Source organism: Mycoplana sp. BE70, assembly GCF_031455855.1.
Taxonomy (GTDB): Bacteria; Pseudomonadota; Alphaproteobacteria; order Rhizobiales; family Rhizobiaceae; genus Mycoplana.
The window spans coordinates 408044-425961 of record NZ_JAVDTM010000001.1 but is presented as its reverse complement, the minus strand read 5'-3'; the positions used below and the strand labels follow the sequence as shown (position 1 = coordinate 425961).

The window sequence follows — 17918 nt, the reverse complement described above, 5'->3', positions numbered from 1 at the left end:
ATGAACGGCCACGTCAATTCCCTGCTCGCCGGCAAGACGGCGTTCATCACTGGCGGTGCCCAAGGCATCGGGCTCGCGGTGGCGGAAGCTTTTCTCCAACAGGGCGCCAAGGTGATCGCAGCCGATATCGACCAGCGCATGATCGACGCTGCGCGGCTGCGGCTCGATTCACTCGCTCCCGGGCGGGCAAGCGTTGTTTCCCTTGATGTCACGGACCAGGATGCCACCGAGCGGTGCGCCGACGCACTTTTTTCGGAGGGTGGCGTCGACATCGTGGTGCCCAATGCCGGGATCCTCGCTCTGAAGCATGCGATCGACATGGATCTGGCGACCTGGCGCCGGGTTCTCGACGTGAACCTCACGGGGGCCTTCCTTACCGCGACGTCCTTTGCCCGGCGCATGGTCGCCAACCATCGCCCCGGACGGATCATCTTCACCGCCTCGCTCTTCGGGGTGCGCGGGGGGCGCGAGAACAGCGCCTATTCGGCGTCCAAGTTCGGCATGATCGGCCTGATGCAGAGCCTCGCTGCCGAACTGGCCGAGAAGGGCATATTGGTGAATAGCGTCTGTCCTGGCCAGATCGACACCCAGATGATCCGGGCGCTCTTCAGCGAGCGTGCCGCACTTCGCGGCACAAGCGCGGAAAGCTTGCAACGGGACTTCGAGGCAAAGATCCCGATCGGCAAGCTTGGTCCACTCGAGGAACTGGCGGGCGCCTATGTCTACCTTGCCTCGGATCTCGCGCGTTACGTGGTCGGGCAATCGCATGTGGTCGATGGTGGATGGCAGGTCGGCTGATGACGATACCAACAAATGGCGCCGAGACCGCCAAGCAGTTTTCCGAGACAAACAGGGAGCGACTGGTCGATCTGTGCGCGCAGCTGGTGGCTGCGCGCAGCCCGCAGCCGATTGGCGACACGACTGCGCCGGTTGCGGTGGTAAAGGCATTCCTTCAGGAAAACGGGCTGGAGCCACGGATCGTCGCCGCCACAGGCAACAAGCCAAATCTCGTCTGCACCTTTGACGGCGCCTATCCCGGGCCGCATCTGGTTCTCAACGGGCACCTCGATACCCTCAACCCCGGCGACGAGGCCGCCTGGTCGGTGCCTGTCTTCGAAATGGGCAGGAATGCCGGGCGGCTGACCGGGTTGGGCATCGGCAACATGAAAGCCGGCTCGGCCGCCCTCGCGATGGCTTTCGTCGGTCTGCACCGATATCGCTCCATGCTCGCCGGGCGGGCCACGTTGACGCTTGTCGCCGACGAGGTCGTGTTCGGCCCGGACGGCGCGGCGTTTCTGCTGGCTGACGACCCGGGTCTCACCGGCGACTTTCTCATTAACGCCGAGGGGCCAGGGCACATGGGTCTGGCCGTCGCCGAAAAGGGCCTGCTTTGGGTGTCCATCGAGGCGCAAGCGCCGGCGGGACAGGGCATGCTGACAGGGCTCGGCACCTCCGCGACCGCCCGACTGGCTCGGCTCCTGACTGCCATTGATGCCTGGAACGAAGAGAGGGTGGCCCCTCCGAAGGACATGGAGATCCTTGGCGAAGGCGCCGGCCCGCATGACCTGAGACTTTCGGTGAACGTCGGAACACTGCAGGGCGGCAGTTTCGTCAGCCAGGTGGCGACGCAAGCCGTTGCCGAAGTCGACTTCCGGGTCCCGCCGGGCATGACCATCGAAGAGGTGGAAGCCCGGCTGCAGGCACAGGCCGAAGCCATAGGTGGAATAGTGGTGCGGCGGATCAAGGGCTGGAACCCGAGCTGGACGCCGATCGACCATCCGCTGTGCAGGGCCATGCTCGAGGCCAGCGCCGCCATTCGCGGGCAACCGGGCAAACCGGTGGTGCGTCTCCCGGCCAGCGACGCCGTGCGTTGGCGTGCGAGAGGCGTCGGCGCGGTGTGTTACGGGCCGCAGGCCGAGCTTGCTTCCGGCCTAGACGACTATGTCTTCGAAAACGACGTCGTGGACTGCGTCGGGGTCTACATGGCGGCCGCGCTGACCATCTGCGCGGCGCCCGGCAATCAAACATTGGAGTAAGCCATGGGTGTGGTTCTTGTCGCCGGTGGATCGTCGGGCATCGGCCTGGCGGCGCTGCGCGCCTTTCGGGCGCAAGGCGATTGCGTATTGTTAGCGGATATCGACGGTGTTCGTGCCGAACAGGCGGTGTCCGAGCCGGGCAGGGGGGAGGCGCGCGCCTTCGTCTGCGACCTTTCCGCCAGCGATGGCCCTCGCGCGGCGGTCGAAGCGGCATTGACAGCGTTCGGGCGGCTGGACTGTGTCTTTGCCAACGCTGCGGTGCTGGAGTCAGCGCCGCTGCAAGATTGGACGCCCGAACGGTGGCAAAAGTCGCTTGCCCTCAACCTGTCGAGCCCCTTCTTCCTCGCCCAGGCGGCGGCCCCGGCACTGGCTCGGTCAGATAACGGCAGCATTATTTTCACCGCTTCGACCGGTGCGCTCCGGGGGCATGCGGGCATGCCGGCCTATCACGCGACAAAATCGGGTCTGCTCGGCCTCTGCCGCGCTCTCGCCGACGAACTGGCGCCGCAGGGGACACGTGTGAATTGCCTCCTGCCTGGCTGGATCGAAACGCCGTTCAACGACTCGTTCTGGTCCTTCCAATCCGATCCGGCTGCAGCCGAACAGAACCTTTTGCGCCAGATACCCATGCGGCGGCAGGGAACGCCGGAGGATGTCGCGGGCACGATCCTGTTCTTGGCCTCGCCGGCATCCCGGTACATCACCGGAACCTCGATCGTGGTCGATGGCGGGTACACAGCGATATGACAGAAGATGGGGGAAATACCATGCTTGCCGATGCTTTTGCATCTCACGAAAGGCCCGTCCTGACAGGGCGTGGAGGAGCCGTGGCGGCGGCGGATCCGTTCGCCGCCGCGGCCGCCCAGGAAATCCTGGCCGCAGGCGGCAGCGTCGCCGACGCGCTGGTGGCTGCGCAGGCGGTGCTGGCCGTCGTCGCGCCCAATGCGTGCGGCTTGGGTGGCGACATGCTGTGCCTGGTGCGCGAACCCGGCGGTCGAACCCGCGCCTTCAACGGCACGGGGGCGGCGCCACGACACCTCAAGTCGATCTCCGACGACGGAGGGGCAAGCGTGACCGTGCCCGGCATGGTCAGCGCATGGTGCTCGCTGCTCGACGCCTATGGGCGAATGCCGCTTTACCAGGTCCTCGAACCGGCCGTGCGGCTGGCGCGCCTGAAAATGCCGATGCCGCCGTCCCTCGTGCACGCCGTGCAGCAACATCGCGCCCGTCTGGAGCGCAACGGCGCGGCGCAATGGGAACTCCTGTCGGCCGCGGCGGGGGATCTGGTCGTCCAGGAAGAGCTGGCCATGACCCTGGATCGGATCGGCAAGGAAGGTCGCCACGCCTTCTATTCCGGCGTCTGCGCCAACGCCATCGTGAGAGCCGTGCAGGCGCATGGCGGCGACCTCGATCTGGAAGACCTCGCGTCCCATCAGACGGTCGTCGCCGACCCGATCTCGGTTGGTTTCCGCGGCATGCGCTTGCTGGTGCAGCCGCCGATCTCGCAGGGGGTTCTGCTGGCGATGTCAGCCAAGGCTTTGTCTGCGCTGGGAGATATTCCCTTGGACCGGATCGATCACGCCGGCATCGAACTGACGGAAGCCAGTTTCGCTTTCCGTGACCGCATCGCCGAGGGCGAAAGCCTTCTGGACATGCCGTTGACGGTCGATCTGGACAAGGCCGCGAACAGGGGCGGTCCGCGCGCCTACCTGCATACCGCAGGTGTTTCGGTCGCCGACCGTCACGGCTACTGCATATCGTCGCTGGTCAGCGTGTTTGATGATTTCGGCTCCGGCGTCTTCGTTCCGGAATGCGGCTTCACGCTCAACAATCGCGCCGGGGGCTTTACCGCCGCGCCCAATGACGCCGCGCCGGGCAAGCGGCCCGTTCATACTTTGGCACCTGCAATATTGGAGACGCCCCGCGGACCGCTCGCGCTGTCGACGCCCGGCGCCGACGGACAGGTGCAGACGCTGCTGCAGGTCATCAGCGCCCTGGTGATGGAGAAGATGGATCTGGCCAAGGCCATCGATCGCCCGCGTTGGCGCAGCGAAAACGGACGCCTGCTCATTGAAAAGAGCCATGGCCGCCGTGAAATCCTGGCCTCGCTCGGCCACGCGGTGACCGAAATGCCGGATGGTGACATGCGGGCCGGGGCCGTCACGGCAGCCGGTATCATCGACGGCGCTCCGGTCGCCTGCGCCGATTGGCGTCGCACGACCTGGGCGGGCGTCGTCTGACGTCCCGAAATCGGAAAAAATACAAGGGGGAACGCATGTCTTCGATCCTGAACAAGACGCTTGTCGAAAATGCTTTCGACAAGGTGCGGCCCGCGCTCGAGCTGACGATGCGCCAGACGATGCCGGGACGCACCGGCGTGGCGGTCGTGGTGACCGCGGTCGACACCATCAATCCCTGGCGGAACGACGGTGCATCGACGTTCCGGGACGCGTGCTACCTGGTCACTTCGATCGGCGACCTCTCGCGCTCCGCTTATCCGAATCTGGACATCGCCTTGAAGAAGGCCGAGATGTCGGCCCGGACGGGGCTGCCGACCTCGCAGTTGGCAGCGCATCATTTTCGCAGCGGCGATACCGTCTATTGGGGAAGCGCTGTCCTGGACGGCATCGTCGTTGCCTGCGCCGGACTGGAATCCTGCGATGACGAGCTGTTCTCGCACTGGATTGCCGCGGCAGTGAAGGCCGAAGCCTCACGCGCCCTGGCGCGCTATCTCGAGGACAACAAGGACGCCAACTTCCTCGAAATGATCCGTTCCACAGGGGCGTAGCGGAAGCGGCCGGGCGCAAGCAAACCTGGGCAGGCCTGAAACGGAATTCCGGTTCCCTCGACGTGTTCGCTAGAGCATGTCTCCCGAAAGTGGGAACCGGTTTCGGGCAAAGACATGCGAAAAAACAAGGGCCTAAAGCGTGGCAGGCGAATCTGAAAGATCGCGGCGTGCTTTAGCGGCAGTCGGTATCGTCAGACGGCTGCTGACACGCCGCCGCCCTGACGAGATCAATTCATTCTACCGCTGTTCGGCGTCGTAGGGCTGCATCAGGGCGGTCGGCCCGACGGCCCGGCTGGCGTTGAGGATCATCGCGACCAGTGTTGCCGCGTACGGCAGGGCGAGGAAAAGCTGGTAGGGCAGGTCGACGGCTCCGCTTGCTTGCAAGCGCAATTGGAGCGCGTCCACGGCCCCGAACAGGAACGCTGCTCCAGCGCAGGCGATCGGGTTCCACCGTCCGAGCACGACAAGCGCCAGGCATATCCAGCCACGCCCCGCGATGATGCCGAAGGTGAACGAGCCGAAGGCTGCCAGATTGAGATAGGCACCGGCAAGGCCTGCGAGCCCGCCGGCCGCGATCAGGGCGAGAAAGCGGACCCTGATCGGGTCGATGCCGGCGGCGGCGGCGGCTTGCGGGTTTTCTCCCACGGAGCGCAGAGCCAGGCCCGCTGGTGTTCGGTACAGGAAGAAGGCAAGCGCCGGCACCAGCAGGTAGGCAAGGTAGGTCAGGGCGTACTGGTTGAAGAAGACCGGACCGATGACGGGTATGTCCGACAGGAAGGGCAGGGGAATCGTGCTGAACGGGGTGATCGCCGGCGGCGTGCTGCTCTCGCCGAACCCTAGACGATAGCTGTAGAACACCAGCCCCGTGGCCATCAGGCTGACGCCGAGACCGGTGACCGTCTGGTCAAGCCGGAGCGTCACCACGAGCAGCGCCATCAGCGCGCCAACCAGCATTCCCACCCCGATCGCAGCGGTGACGCCGAGCCACAACGAGCCGGTCGCCGACGCAGTGCCGAAACCTGCCAGGGCGCCGGAAAGCATCATCCCTTCAATCCCCAGATTGAGGACGCCGGACCGTTCCGCCGTGAGTTCGCTCAGCGTTCCGAGGAGCAGGGGAACGGCGAGCCGCACGGCAGCGGCGAAGAAGCCGATATCCATGACGATGTCGAAAATGTTCATGGGCTGGCCTTGCTGTCGGAGGTTGGGCGAAAGCGGATCTGGTAACGCGAGAGCGTCATCGCGACGAGCACGGCGATCAGGCAGATCCCCTGCATCGCGTCGGCGATGAAGAAGGGAACGCCCGTCTGCCTCGACATTTCATCCGCTCCGGTGGTGACCGCGGCAAGAAACAGTGCCGCCGGGATGATGCCTGCGGCGGAAAGGCGTGCCAGCATGGCGACGACGATGCCGGCATAGCCATAGCCGGAGGAAATCGACGCGATGACCTGAAACTGGATGCCGCCCACCTCGCCTGCACCGGCCAGTCCCGCAAGGGCGCCCGATAGCATCGCCGCAAGCAGCGTGACCCGGGCAACGCTGAGCCCGGCATGGCGCGCCGCCTTCGCGTTTTCGCCCACGATCTTCATCGAAAGCCCCAACGTCGTGTACTTCATCAGGATGCCGATGACGCCGACGGCGAGGAACGCAACGAGGACACCGAGGTGCAGCCTCGTGCCGTTCCAGAACACGGGGAACTCCGCCGCAGGCAGGATGTCGGGACTGTTGGTCCATCCCGTCACCGGGTTTTTCCAGATGCCGGACAGCAGTGCCATCATCACATACATGACGATGAAGTTGAGCATGAGGGTGCTGACGACTTCATCGACGCCCAATCGGGTCTTCAGGGTCGCCGGCACGGCGGCGAGCGCGGCACCGGCCAGCGCCGCGCCGATGAGCATCATCGGAATGAGCAGATGTGTCGGCAATTGGGGGAGGGCACCGATCCATGCCGCCGCCATCGCGCCGACGATGATCTGTCCTTCGCCGCCGATGTTCCAGAAGCGCGTGCGCAGCGCCACGAGCGCGGCGAGCCCCGACAGCATCAGCGGTGCGGCGCGCGCCAAGGTCTCCGTCAGTGCCAATTTTCCGCCGAATGCAGCCGAAACCATGATCCCGAAAGCGGTGAACGGGTTGGCCCCCGCAATCAGGATGAGCACGCCGCAGATGGCGAGGCTGGCGGCAACGGCAAGCACGGGCATCATCGCGTCGCGCCGGCGGGAGGTCTGGTGTTGCTTGGCAATCAATCTCATGCGCTAGCACCACGCGTCTTGGTGCCGCCGTTCATGGCAAGGCCGATCGTGGCGATGGTCGCCTCCTCGATGGGAACGTCACAGACGATTTCGCTCTCATACATGACTGCGATGCGGTCGGAGAGTTGGAAGAGTTCGTCCAGATCGTCGGATATGAGCATGATTGCGCACCCTTGGTCGCGCAGGTTCATCAGTGCCCGGTGAACGAAAGCGATGGCCGTGACATCCAGTCCACGCGTCGGCTGCGCAATGACGAGGATGCGCGGCGAGAATGCCAGTTCACGGGCGACGATCGCCTTCTGCTGATTGCCGCCGGACAACAGGCCCACGAGCGCTTGCGGATCTGGCGGGCGAACGTCGTAAGCTGCGATCTGCCTGGTGGCGAAGTCCTTAATGGCACGCCAGTCGAGCCATCCGTGGCGCGCAAACGGTGCCTCGGTAAAGCGCGACAGAACCAGGTTTTCCTCTACCGGGAGCGCGCCCACGAGACCGGCGCCGATCCGGTCTTCGGGAATGTAGGCCAGTCCCTCGGCCTGCATGCGCCGCGGCGACGGGTTCCCGATCGGCTTGCCGTTGAGCCGTATCTCACCTTCGGCGATCGTCTCCACGCCGCCGACCGTCTCTGCAAATCTGACCTGCCCGTTGCCGGACACGCCCGCGATGCCGACGATCTCGCCGGCATGGATATCCAGATCGATTGGCGCGCCGGCTTGTTTTTCCAGCTTCGGCTTGTCAAGCCTGAGCTTTCTGATCGAAAGCCGCGTCTCTCCCTGTTCGCGCGGCTCGCGAACCACGCGCTCCGGTTCGTGCCCGCACATGAGGGAGGCCAGATCGAGATTGGTCAGCTTGCCGTCGTTGGCCACGGCGGCAACCACTTCACCCCGGCGCATGACCACCACGCGATCGGTGATGGCACGCACTTCGTTGAGCTTGTGGCTGATGAAGACAATGCCCACCTTGTCGGCCTTGAGGGCTCGCAAGGCGGCGAACAGTCCCTCCGTCTCTTGCGGCGTGAGCACGGAAGTCGGTTCGTCCAGGATCAACACCCGCGCCTGGCGTAAGAGGGCGCGGATGATGTCGAGACGCTGTCGCTCTCCGACCGCGAGACTGCCCACCAGCCGATCCGGATCGAGGCGGAGGCCGTAGGCATCGCCAATCTCCGAGAGCCGCTTCAATGCCGAACGACGATCCAGCAGGCCGTAGCGGCCCGGCAGGCCCGCCATCAGGTTTTCAAGTACGGTATGGCGCCCCACTGCGTGGCTGTGCTGATGTACCATGCCGATACCAAGCGCGATGGCATCGGCAGTGTTGCCGATGCTGGCGGGTTCGCCGCTTATGCGGATGGCGCCCTCGTCCGGACGGTAAAGTCCGAAGACCACGTTCATGAGGGTGGTCTTGCCGGCGCCATTCTCTCCGAGAAGGCCGACGATTTCCCCACGATGCAGGTTGAAATCGACGGCCTTGTTCGCCGTCACGCCGGCGAAACGCTTGGTTATGCCGGAAAGCGACAGAATTGGTGCGTCGTTGCAGATCGACAAGGGTTCTGCCGCCGATCAGTCGGACTTGGTTTCGTTGGTGTCGTAAGCGACGGTAAAGGCCCCGCTCGCTATCTCCTTGGACTTGGCCTCGATCGCCGCCTTCAGCTCGGCGGGCACCTTGTCCTCGAACTCCTTGTATGACGCCAGGTAGTTCACGCCGTTGGCGACGTTTTCGATCGTGCTGTAGTCCTTCGCGATCAAGGTGCCGGACATCACTGCATCCACCGAAGCCTTGATGATCGGGTAGGGGTCCCAGATCACGCTGCTGACCACCGTTGCCGGATTGATTGCCGACTGATCCGTCATGTTGCCGATGGCGATCATCTGACGTTCGGTTGCGGCCTCGATGACGCCGATGCGTTCGGCGAACACGACGTCGACGCCGAGATCGGCCATCGCGATGGTGGCCTCCTTGGCCTTCGGCGGGTCGAACATCGAGCCGATATAGGCCGCCTTCATCTGGATGTCCGGTTTCATTTCCTTGGCGCCGGCCCGGTAGGCATTGAGAAGGCCGTAGGTGGTCGGCACGGCGATGCCCGAGACGACGCCGATCTTGCCGGACTTGGAGAGGCCAGCTGCCAGCATGCCGCCAAGATAGGCGGCCTCATAATTCTGGCCGTAAAAGGTCGACACGTTCGGGCCGGTCGGGCCCATGGCAGAGCCCAGCGTGAACGCCGTTTCGGAATAGCTGCCGGCGACACGCCGGCAGGCCTGTTCCGTTCCATAGGCGTCGCCGACGATCAGCTCGATTCCTTCTTCGCACCACTGGCGCAGCACACGGGAAAAGTCGGCGGCCTTGACCGACTCCGAATATTTGTAGTCGAGGTTGGCCTCCTTCGCGATGCGGCTCATCGCCAGGTGGAGTTGCGTGACGAAAGGCTCCTCCATCGGCGTTTCGAAGATGGCGCGGATACGGGGGGAGGGGGTGGCAGCCCTGGCGGCAGGGAGCCCCGTTGCCCAGGCGCCCAACCCAAGTGCGGTAAGCGTAAGCAGTTCGCGTCGCGTCTTGTTCATCTGTTCCTCCCGATAGCCATCACCTTATGGTGACTATGTCCCTCAGGAAGAACTTTATCGGTGTGTTGATGCCAAGAATTCGCAAATATCGCGCTGAATCTGCAAAAATTAGCGTCGAAACTAAAAAAATGCAAAAAATCGGCGAGGCTACTGATGTCATATTGGGATGCACAGATGCGGGGAGAAAGTTGTGACTCTTGTCAGTAAAATCACGGTCTTGCTGCTCGGTTATGAAATCATCCCCAAGACGGTGTCGACCCGTGACCGTGGCGCTCGCTTCGTCATGTCAGAACCCATCTGTGCCTATCTGATCGAGACCGAGCGAGGCTTCGTCCTCTTCGATACAGGCGTGAACGTCGACAACATCCGCGATCCGGTTCGCCGCGAAAGCCTTTTCATGAGCCGCGGCTGGCTCGCACCGCCGATCGTGCTTCCAGAACATGATTTCCTGGCACAGCTCTCCGCCGTTGGCGTGTCGCCGGCCGCTATTAGCGATGTTGTTCTCAGTCATGTTCATTGCGACCATACCGGGAACCTGAAGCACCTTCGGCACGCACGGATCTGGATCCAGCGGTTGGAGCATGAGTTCGCATTTTCGAACCACGGCAACCTCGCCGTGTTCAACGACGATTTCGATTTCCCGGACATGAAATGGCAGATCGTCGACGGTGATTGGGAGTTGATGCCGGGGATCGAGGGGGTCTACACCCGCGGCCACATGCCGGGACATCAGTCTCTTGTCGTGACCCTGCCAAAGGGTGGCGTGAAGGTTCTGACCGCTGACGCGGGAGACCTTTGGGAGAATTTCGAGGATGAGGTTCTCCCAGGGGAGAGTTGCGACGATGTGGCCGCGCTCGCCTCCATCCGCAAATTGAAGGCGATCGCTGAGGCACGGTCCGCAGAACTCATTCTGCTCCATGATCCGGTAAGGGTGCAGACCCTTCGACTGGCCCCCGAATTTTACGATTGACCCCACTCGGATCGCACCGGCGCTCGGTAGGGCGAGAGACACACGAGAGCTGAAGGGAGCTGGAGTTGGTAAACACTGTTCTATCATTGCTTCGTGGGGCTGCGGATGACGCTATCGCGCTGACTGCGCCGGGGCGCGTGGCACTGACCTATCGCGCGCTGCGCGATTTCGTGGGGCGCATCCACCGACAGCTGGCGGCTCGCGGCATCGGCGCGGGCGACCGGGTGGCGATCGTGCTGCCCAACGGTCCGGAGATGGCCTCGGCATTCGTGGCGATTGCGTCGGGCCTGTCGGCGGCACCGCTGAACCCGGCTTACAAGCAGGCCGAATACGAGTTCTATCTCTCCGACCTGCGGCCGAAGCTGGTGCTGGTGGATGCCGGATCCGACAATCCCGTGCGGGCGGCGGCCGAGCGTCTCGGCATTGCCGTCGCGGAGATCGCGGTGGAAGAGGACGCGCCGGCTGGTGTCTTTTCGTTGTGGCCAGAGGAGGCCGGCTGTGTGCCGCCCGGCCCTGGCGACGAGGCGCTGGTACTGCATACTTCCGGCACGACGTCGCGGCCCAAGGTCGTTCCGCTATCGCAGGCCAACCTGTTCGCTTCCGCCAACAATATCGCCGGTACGTTGCAACTGACGCCGCAGGACCATTGCCTCAACATCATGCCGCTGTTCCATATCCATGGGCTGATGGCGGTGGTGCTGGCCTCGGTGACGGCAGGGGCCTCGATCTGCTGCTCGCCGGGCTTCAACGCCCTGCGTTTTTTCGGCTGGGCAGCAGAGGAGAAGCCGACCTGGTATTCAGCGGTGCCCACCATGCACCAGGCCATCCTGCAGCGGGCTGAGCGCAACCCCGAGGCGGTGACGCAGATGAGGCTGCGCTTCGTGCGCTCGTCCTCGGCCTCGCTGCCGCCGGCAGTCTTCAAGGCCTTGGAGGAGACCTTCCACTGCCCGGTGATCGAGGCTTACGGGATGACGGAGGCCGCGCACCAGATGGCTTCGAACCCCCTTCCGCCGGGTGAGCAGAGGCCGGGCTTCGTCGGCCGGGCCGCCGGACCGGAGATCTCCATCATCGACCTGGGCGGCGCATCAGTTCCGGTGGGACAGGAAGGAGAGGTCTGCATCCGTGGCGCCAATGTTACCATCGGTTACGAAAGCAATCCTGCGGCCAACGCCGCCAGCTTCACCAACGGCTGGTTCCGCACCGGCGATCAGGGCTTTCTCGATGCCGACGGTTACCTCAAGATCACCGGGCGCATCAAGGAGATCATCAACCGGGGCGGGGAGAAGGTGTCGCCGCTGGAAGTGGACGATGTGTTGCTTGAGCACCCTTCGGTCCGCCAGGCCGTGACCTTCGCCATGCCGCACAAGTCGCTCGGCGAGGAGGTGGCGGCGGCCGTGGTGCTGGTGGACGGTGCAAACCTCTCGGCGGCCGAGTTGCAGGGTTTCGCGGCCCAGGCGCTCGCAGCCTACAAGGTGCCGAGGAAGATCGTGTTCCTCGACGAAGTACCGAAAGGCGCGACCGGCAAGGTCCAGCGCATAGGATTGGCCAAGCTGCTCGATTTGGGAGAGCTCTGAGATGAGGGTGTGCATATTCGGGGCGGGGGCTATCGGCGGCTATCTCGCTGTGTCTCTGGCGAAGGCCGGCGCGGACGTTTCGGTGGTGGCGCGCGGGCCGCATCTGGCGGCCATGCAGGCCTCTGGCCTGACGCTGCGGAAGGACGGAGACGAGCAGACCTGCCGCATCCGCGCGACAGACGATCCGCGTCAACTCGGCGAGCAGGATTACGTCATCGTCGGCATGAAGGCGCATGCCGTACCGGCGGTTGTAGAGCGCTTTGAGCCGCTTTTGGGAAAAGACACGACGGTGGTGCCTGCCGTCAACGGGCTGCCGTGGTGGTATTTTCACGCCGCCAAGACGGGAACGGTGCTGGATGAGACCTGGCTGGAAAGCGCCGACCCCGGGGGCGCGCAGTGGAAATTCTTCGGACCTGAACGGGCGATCGGCTGCGTGGTCTATCCGGCCTGCGACGTGCCAGAGCCGGGCGTCATCAACCATGTTAGCGGCGACCGCTTCACCTTGGGCGAGCCCGACGGTTCCGACAGCGCGCGACTGCGGCTGCTTTCCGAGATGTTGATCGCCGGCGGCCTCAGAGCTCCCAGAAAGGCGCGATTGCGCGACGAGATCTGGATCAAGCTTTGGGGCAACTGCTCCTTCAATCCAGTCTCGGCACTGACCGGTGCCAGCCTCGACGTCATCGGCGCCGATGACGCCTGCCGCCGCCTGATCCACGACATGATGGCGGAATGCAAGGCCGTGGGCGAGGCGGTGGGCGCGCGCTTCGGTGTGACCATCGAGCAGCGCATCAAGGGCGGCACCGATATTGTCGGGCACAAGCCCTCCACCCGCCACGACGTGGAACTCGGCCGGCCGATGGAAATCGATCCGTTGGTTTCTTCCGTGCTGGAAGTGGCCCGGCGGCTCGGCATCGCCACCCCCAGCCTTGATAGCGTCGCGGCACTGCTACGACTGCAGGGTCAAGTGCTTGGGCTCTACGACCGCAGACCGCGGGTCGAAGTCGCGATACGCCCCCAATCCTGACGGCGCGCGTTACAACCTCTGTTTTCCGACTTAGGCGAAGGGATCGGGTGCGTGCCTGAGACTGCACCTTCGACCCGCCCTGACAAGAGGCGCGTGGAAGCCAAGTCGGAACGCACGGCAGGATGATGCGCGAGAACATCACATCCGGCGACATTCCCTTCCGTAAGGCCACTATCCAGGCCGTCGTCGATGAGGTCGAGGACAAGCCGGTCCGGATCATCGGAAAGCGAGGCCACTATCCACTAGGCAATGGCTGGTGGCCAGCTGTTGGCAGTTCTGAAGAGAAATGGCGCACCCGAAGAGATTCGAACTCCTGACCCCCAGATTCGTAGTCTGGTGCTCTATCCAGCTGAGCTACGGGTGCGTTTTCAGCGGTGGGCGTGTCGCCCGGCTGCGAGCGAGTACCTAAATGGTCCGCTGATTTAATGCAAGCGCCTTTTCCAAAAAAAAGTTGCACATGATGCAAGTCTGGTCTGCGTGGCGCGCGGCGATCAACGCGGCAGACGAGGTCTCCCGAAAGTGGCGGTCGGTTTCGGACAAAGAATGCGAAAACCAAAGACTTCACGGCAAGGAGGCTGAAAGAGTAGGGCGCGCGTCAGGACGCCTTGTTGCGAAAGGCCGCCAGCGGAACCGGACGATCGGGAAGCTCGATGCGGAATTGCGTGCCCTTGGCCGCCTTCTCCACAAGCGCAATCGTCCCGCCATGGGCAAGAACCAGCTCGCGGGCAATGGCGAGGCCAAGGCCCGTGCCGCCCGAGCGAGCAGAACCGCGAAAGGCGGTGAACAGGTGCTCGCGAGCCTTGGCCGGCATGCCGGGCCCCGTGTCGTCGATGGTGATCGAGACGACGCTGCCGGTCCGGACCGCCGAGACGGTCAGCCGGCCGCCGTCACGCTCTTGATGCTGTGTCAGCGCCTCGAAGGCGTTGCGGCAGATGTTGTGAATGACGCGGAAGAGCTGCTCGCTGTCGGCGTCGACCTCAAGGCCCGGGTCGATCTGCAGGATGAAGTCGATTCCCGAAAGCGGATCGATTGCGAGCATCTCCGAAACATCCATCACCAGCGGCTTCAATGGGAGGAATCGGCGACGCGGTGCCGGCTCGCGCATCCGGCCATAGGCGAGCACGTCGGTGGTGTAGCCGACGGCCCTGTCGATCGTCCGCAAGAGCTTCGGCGCGAAGCGCTTGACGACGGGATCGTCCACATCGGCCAGCCGGTCTGACATCAATTGTGCGGACGAGAGGATGTTGCGCATGTCATGGTTGATCTTCGAGACCGCAAGCCCGAGGTCGGCGAGGTTCTTCTGCTCCCGCAGCGTTCCTTGCAGGGCCCTTTGCATTTCCGCCAGGTGGACGCCGGCGACCGCCAGTTCGTCATGGCCCCCGGACGGCTGCAGCACGCGGGCCGGATCGGTCGGATCGGCGGCAAACTCGCGCATGCTGCCGGTCATCCGGCGGATTGGCCGGATCAGCATCCGATTGAGACCCAGGAAAACAACGCCCCCGGCAATCGCAGACAGGATGACGGTAAGGAAGAGGACATTGCGCGCATACACCAGCATCGCCCTGCGCAGTGCCTTATCCGCGAGCACGATTTCAATCGTTGCATCGCTGTCTCCGATCGGGCCATAGGCGCGGATGATGCGATCGCCGCCGAAGATCAGCGTATCGAATGCGTCGCGAATCGCCGAGATCGGTTCCACCGCTGCGAGGTCATACTGTGCGTCCACCTTGGGGGGCATGTCGGCGATCGCAATCAGCCGCGAGGCGTCCTGGCGCCGCAACACGATGGCCTTCGTGCCTGTCGCCAGCAGCGTTTCGTCTTGCAGTGTGCGTGACAGGTCCTGCTGGGGAAAACCGTCCGCGACGATCGCCGCCGCGGCGGCGGTGTTCAGGCGGTCGCCGAGCCAGCGCACCCGCATGTTGGCAATGTAGGGAACGAAAATCAGCACTTCCGCCAGCATGATGAAGGCGACCGTCAGCAGCAGCAACCTGCCGGATAGACCGGAAAGCGCGCTCGGCATTGGCACATCGCCCAGCATCGGGTGGGCTTCGTTATCCTTCATGGTGGACTCCTGGCCATTCCGCGAGCGTCATGGCGGTATGCTGGCGACGAACCCTCCTTGGCCGCCGGGGCGCGTGATGCTCCGATGCCTGCTGCAGGCTGTCGCCTTTTCGCTGCCTCGGCTCCGCGCGTGCCGCGCGCCTTGGTTTCAAGCACCATCATAAGGGATGTAATGGTACTTTCCAACCGGACAGCGACCAATGCGCATTTAGCAGATCGCGTTGATGCTGCTTCCCGCAAGGGGCGGGGGCCCGGTTGCGGTCACAGAAGCCCGTCGCAATGAGAAAGGGCGGCGGAATGACCCGCCGCCCCTTGGCAAGATGAATGCTCGGTGGGATCAGAACTCCTCCCACCCCTCCTGGGCAACCGCCTGGGCGGCGCCGCCGCGGCCACTGAAGGCGCGCGCGACATTGCCCATCATCCGACGTGCGGGAGAGGCGACCGGCCGGTGCGTCGCCTGCGCCGAGACGGCATATTGCTGGGCGCCGCCGGTCCGGAAGCGTGAGACGAGGCTTGCAAGACTGTCGGCTTCGGCGTTGAGCTTGTGGGTCGCAGCCGAGCTTTCCTCCACCATCGCCGCATTGTGCTGCGTGACCTGATCCATCTGGTTGACGGCGGTGGAGACTTCGTGGAGGCCGGTGGCCTGTTCGCGCGCGGCCGTCGCGATCGAGTGGATGTATTCGTCGATCTTTAACACGCGGTTCTCGATGTCCGAGAGCGACTCGCCGGTCGCCTGGACATACTTCACCCCAACCGCAACCTCGTCGCTGGACTTGGTGATGAGACCCTTGATGTCCTTGGCCGCGCTGGCGGCGCGCTGCGCAAGTTCGCGCACCTCCTGGGCAACGACCGCAAAGCCCTTGCCGGCTTCGCCGGCGCGCGCGGCTTCCACGCCCGCGTTCAGGGCGAGCAGGTTGGTCTGGAAGGCGATCTCGTCGATGACGTTGATGATCTGGGTGATCTCGCTCGATGCCTGTTCGATGCGGCCCATGGCATCGACGGCATTGCGGACAACCTCGCCGGACTGCTTGGCGCTGCGGGTGGCCTCACCCACCATGACGGTGGCCTCCTGCGCCCGTTCGGTCGAGTTCTTCACGGCCGCGGTGATCTCCTCGAGTGCGGCCGAGGTTTCCTCCAGCGCAGCAGCCTGCTGCTCGGTGCGCTTGGAAAGATCGTCCGAGGCCGTGCGCAGCTCGCCCGAGTTGGCGTGGATCGAGTCGGTCGACGCGCGGACGTCGCGCATTGCGCTTTGCAGGGTCGCCAGCGTGTTGTTGACGTTCGTCTGTAGCTCGGCGAAGGCACCCTGGAAGGAGCCGTTCATCGTGCCGGTCAGGTCCCCCTCGGCGAGCAACGCAATGACGCGGCGGGTCTCGTTGATACCGGCATCGACGCTGCCCACCAATTCGTTGATGCTTGCGGCGAACTGGTTCAGGTCGTCGTTGCCATAATCCTTGGTGATGCGCTGCTTGAAATCGCCCGCTGCGGCGGCATTCACCACCGTTGCGATGCTCGACTGCAGATCGGCGCTCTTCTCGCGCAGGACCAGTTCCTGGGCGTTCAGGTCGCGCACCTCGATGGCGTTCTGGCGGAACACGGCGACGGCGGCGGCCATGTCGCCAATTTCGTCCTTGCGGCCACCATAGGGAACTTCCGTCGAAAGATCGCCCGAGGCGAGCTTCTTCATCGTCTCGGTCACGTTCTGAATCGGACGGCTGAGCTGGTTGGTGGCGACATAGAAGGCAGCCCCGCCGCCCGCGGCCAGCCCGAGAACGACGGTCGAAAGCACGAGCGTCAGCATCATCGCCTCGAAGGCCGAGATATCGGCCTTGATCGAGTCAAGGTTCTCGCGGTCGGTCTGGACGACCGCGTCGATCTCCTCCTGGAAGGCCTTGCGGTTGGCGCGGTTCGCGTCGTTGTTGCCCTGTTCGTTGGCGGCCGCCGGCGAGGCTTCGGTACCGAGACGGGCGGTTTCGGCCCGGAAGGTGCGGAATTCCGCCGCGCGGCTGACGACGGCTTCAAACGCCGCCATTTGCGCCTGCGGAACCATCGGCTTCCATTCGTTCAAGGTCTCGTCGATGCCGTCGAGCTGCTTCAGGATGCCGTCGGCGAATTTTTTGGCCTCGTCGGTCGTGTCCGAGCTGTAGACGCCGCGCGCTTCCATGACCACGGCGGTGACCTGGCGGTTCAGGTGTTCACCCAGATAGGCGCGGTCAGCGGCGTTCTCATATTGCCGCAGCTTTTGATCGTATTGGTAGACGACGCCAAGCGCCATGCCGCCGATGAGGATCGAAATCAACCCCATGACTCCGACAATGAGGTAGATTTTCGTACGTATCTTCATATGCGGCACCCCCAAAATGCACTGTAGAAGACGCGACCCAACGGCGCGTATCTTGCGAACGCTACCCGTTAAAAGTTAATGAGAATTCTATTGATTGCGGTGTGCGACGGGCTGATAGCCTTGTTTTTGAACGCAACTTCAAGACGTCCAGTTTCAGGCTGGTGTGGAGGTCTGCGATTCTGCAGCGAGGCGTTTCGATCAAGGTGGCCCGGATGCCTGGAATTGACTTTCCGGCGGCTTTCGCCCTATAAGCCGCCCACGTTCGGACAGGCTCGGCATTCCGCTGGGGATTCCGTGTCCGCGAACGTAACGCTCCTTGCTTA

The 17918-nt window shown here is 63.8% G+C and carries 15 protein-coding genes and 1 tRNA gene; 9 read left to right on the top strand and 7 right to left on the bottom strand.

Annotation, left to right across the window (positions count from 1 at the left end):
* From J2Y48_RS02060 to J2Y48_RS02040, 5 genes are all read left to right on the top strand, one after another.
* The gene (locus J2Y48_RS02060) at positions 1-798 is read left to right on the top strand and encodes an SDR family NAD(P)-dependent oxidoreductase (protein WP_310411945.1); all 798 of its coding nucleotides are present in this window, start codon (positions 1-3) and stop codon (positions 796-798) included.
* Complete coding sequence (locus tag J2Y48_RS02055; protein ID WP_310411942.1) at positions 798-2036, top strand: M20/M25/M40 family metallo-hydrolase; 1239 nt, start codon at positions 798-800, stop codon at positions 2034-2036. Before J2Y48_RS02060 ends, J2Y48_RS02055 begins: the two co-directional genes overlap by 1 nt.
* A 3-nt stretch (positions 2037-2039) precedes the next feature.
* Positions 2040-2783 (top strand): SDR family oxidoreductase, encoded by a 744-nt coding sequence (locus tag J2Y48_RS02050; protein ID WP_310411939.1) that lies wholly within the window; start codon positions 2040-2042, stop codon positions 2781-2783.
* Positions 2784-2863: 80 nt separating this feature from the next.
* Positions 2864-4276, top strand: coding sequence for a gamma-glutamyltransferase (locus J2Y48_RS02045; protein WP_310411935.1), 1413 nt, complete (start codon positions 2864-2866; stop codon positions 4274-4276).
* 35 nt (positions 4277-4311) lie between these two features.
* Positions 4312-4824, top strand: a complete 513-nt coding sequence (locus J2Y48_RS02040) for a hypothetical protein (protein ID WP_310411932.1) — start codon at positions 4312-4314, stop codon at positions 4822-4824.
* 237 nt (positions 4825-5061) lie between these two features.
* Here the strand turns inward: J2Y48_RS02040 and J2Y48_RS02035 are convergent, their stop codons facing one another.
* The 4 genes from J2Y48_RS02035 to J2Y48_RS02020 are packed head-to-tail and all read right to left on the bottom strand — an operon-like array spanning position 5062 to position 9625.
* Entirely contained in the window at positions 5062-6003 is a 942-nt protein-coding gene (locus J2Y48_RS02035; RefSeq protein WP_310411929.1) for an ABC transporter permease, read from the bottom strand.
* Complete coding sequence (locus J2Y48_RS02030) at positions 6000-7073, bottom strand: ABC transporter permease (protein WP_310411926.1); 1074 nt, start codon at positions 7071-7073, stop codon at positions 6000-6002. The genes J2Y48_RS02035 and J2Y48_RS02030 overlap by 4 nt, the downstream gene beginning before the upstream one ends.
* Positions 7070-8611 (bottom strand): ABC transporter ATP-binding protein, encoded by a 1542-nt coding sequence (locus J2Y48_RS02025; RefSeq protein ID WP_310411923.1) that lies wholly within the window; start codon positions 8609-8611, stop codon positions 7070-7072. The genes J2Y48_RS02030 and J2Y48_RS02025 overlap by 4 nt, the downstream gene beginning before the upstream one ends.
* 15 nt (positions 8612-8626) lie before the next feature.
* On the bottom strand, positions 8627-9625 hold the full coding sequence (locus J2Y48_RS02020; RefSeq protein WP_310411920.1) for a BMP family protein: 999 nt from the start codon (positions 9623-9625) through the stop codon (positions 8627-8629).
* A gap of 190 nt (positions 9626-9815) precedes the next feature.
* On the opposite strand from J2Y48_RS02020, the gene J2Y48_RS02015 reads away from it, so the two are divergent.
* From J2Y48_RS02015 to J2Y48_RS02000, 4 genes are all read left to right on the top strand, one after another.
* A complete protein-coding gene (locus tag J2Y48_RS02015; RefSeq protein ID WP_310411917.1) occupies positions 9816-10595 on the top strand; it encodes an N-acyl homoserine lactonase family protein in 780 nt (259 codons plus the stop codon).
* A 59-nt stretch (positions 10596-10654) separates the two neighbouring features.
* The gene (locus J2Y48_RS02010) at positions 10655-12169 is read left to right on the top strand and encodes an acyl--CoA ligase (protein ID WP_310412698.1); all 1515 of its coding nucleotides are present in this window, start codon (positions 10655-10657) and stop codon (positions 12167-12169) included.
* A 1-nt stretch (position 12170) separates the two neighbouring features.
* A complete protein-coding gene (locus J2Y48_RS02005; protein WP_310411914.1) occupies positions 12171-13193 on the top strand; it encodes a 2-dehydropantoate 2-reductase in 1023 nt (340 codons plus the stop codon).
* Positions 13194-13318: 125 nt separating this feature from the next.
* On the top strand, positions 13319-13510 hold the full coding sequence (locus J2Y48_RS02000) for a hypothetical protein (protein ID WP_310411911.1): 192 nt from the start codon (positions 13319-13321) through the stop codon (positions 13508-13510).
* Here J2Y48_RS02000 and J2Y48_RS01995 read toward each other — a convergent pair.
* The 3 genes from J2Y48_RS01995 to J2Y48_RS01985 all read right to left on the bottom strand — a co-directional run bounded on the left by J2Y48_RS01995 (position 13481) and on the right by J2Y48_RS01985 (position 17595).
* Positions 13481-13557: transfer RNA gene (locus J2Y48_RS01995), tRNA-Arg, on the bottom strand. The genes J2Y48_RS02000 and J2Y48_RS01995 overlap by 30 nt on opposite strands.
* A 231-nt stretch (positions 13558-13788) precedes the next feature.
* Positions 13789-15255: a HAMP domain-containing sensor histidine kinase gene (locus J2Y48_RS01990; RefSeq protein WP_310411908.1), complete on the bottom strand. Its 1467-nt coding sequence runs from the start codon at positions 15253-15255 to the stop codon at positions 13789-13791.
* Between the two features lie 336 nt (positions 15256-15591).
* Positions 15592-17595: a methyl-accepting chemotaxis protein gene (locus J2Y48_RS01985; protein ID WP_310411905.1), complete on the bottom strand. Its 2004-nt coding sequence runs from the start codon at positions 17593-17595 to the stop codon at positions 15592-15594.
* Positions 17596-17918 lie beyond the last annotated feature (323 nt).

Excerpts from the sequence above, each read along its gene's own strand:
- J2Y48_RS02060 (WP_310411945.1), top strand. The coding sequence starts at position 1 with ATGAACGGCCACGTCAATTCCCTGCTCGCCGGCAAGACGGCGTTCATC.
- J2Y48_RS02055 (WP_310411942.1), top strand. The coding sequence starts at position 798 with ATGACGATACCAACAAATGGCGCCGAGACCGCCAAGCAGTTTTCCGAG.
- J2Y48_RS02050 (WP_310411939.1), top strand. The coding sequence starts at position 2,040 with ATGGGTGTGGTTCTTGTCGCCGGTGGATCGTCGGGCATCGGCCTGGCG.
- J2Y48_RS02040 (WP_310411932.1), top strand. The coding sequence starts at position 4,312 with ATGTCTTCGATCCTGAACAAGACGCTTGTCGAAAATGCTTTCGACAAG.
- J2Y48_RS02035 (WP_310411929.1), bottom strand. The coding sequence starts at position 6,003 with ATGAACATTTTCGACATCGTCATGGATATCGGCTTCTTCGCCGCTGCC.
- J2Y48_RS02030 (WP_310411926.1), bottom strand. The coding sequence starts at position 7,073 with ATGAGATTGATTGCCAAGCAACACCAGACCTCCCGCCGGCGCGACGCG.
- J2Y48_RS02020 (WP_310411920.1), bottom strand. The coding sequence starts at position 9,625 with ATGAACAAGACGCGACGCGAACTGCTTACGCTTACCGCACTTGGGTTG.
- J2Y48_RS02005 (WP_310411914.1), top strand. The coding sequence starts at position 12,171 with ATGAGGGTGTGCATATTCGGGGCGGGGGCTATCGGCGGCTATCTCGCT.
- J2Y48_RS02000 (WP_310411911.1), top strand. The coding sequence starts at position 13,319 with ATGCGCGAGAACATCACATCCGGCGACATTCCCTTCCGTAAGGCCACT.
- J2Y48_RS01990 (WP_310411908.1), bottom strand. The coding sequence starts at position 15,255 with ATGAAGGATAACGAAGCCCACCCGATGCTGGGCGATGTGCCAATGCCG.
- J2Y48_RS01985 (WP_310411905.1), bottom strand. The coding sequence starts at position 17,595 with ATGAAGATACGTACGAAAATCTACCTCATTGTCGGAGTCATGGGGTTG.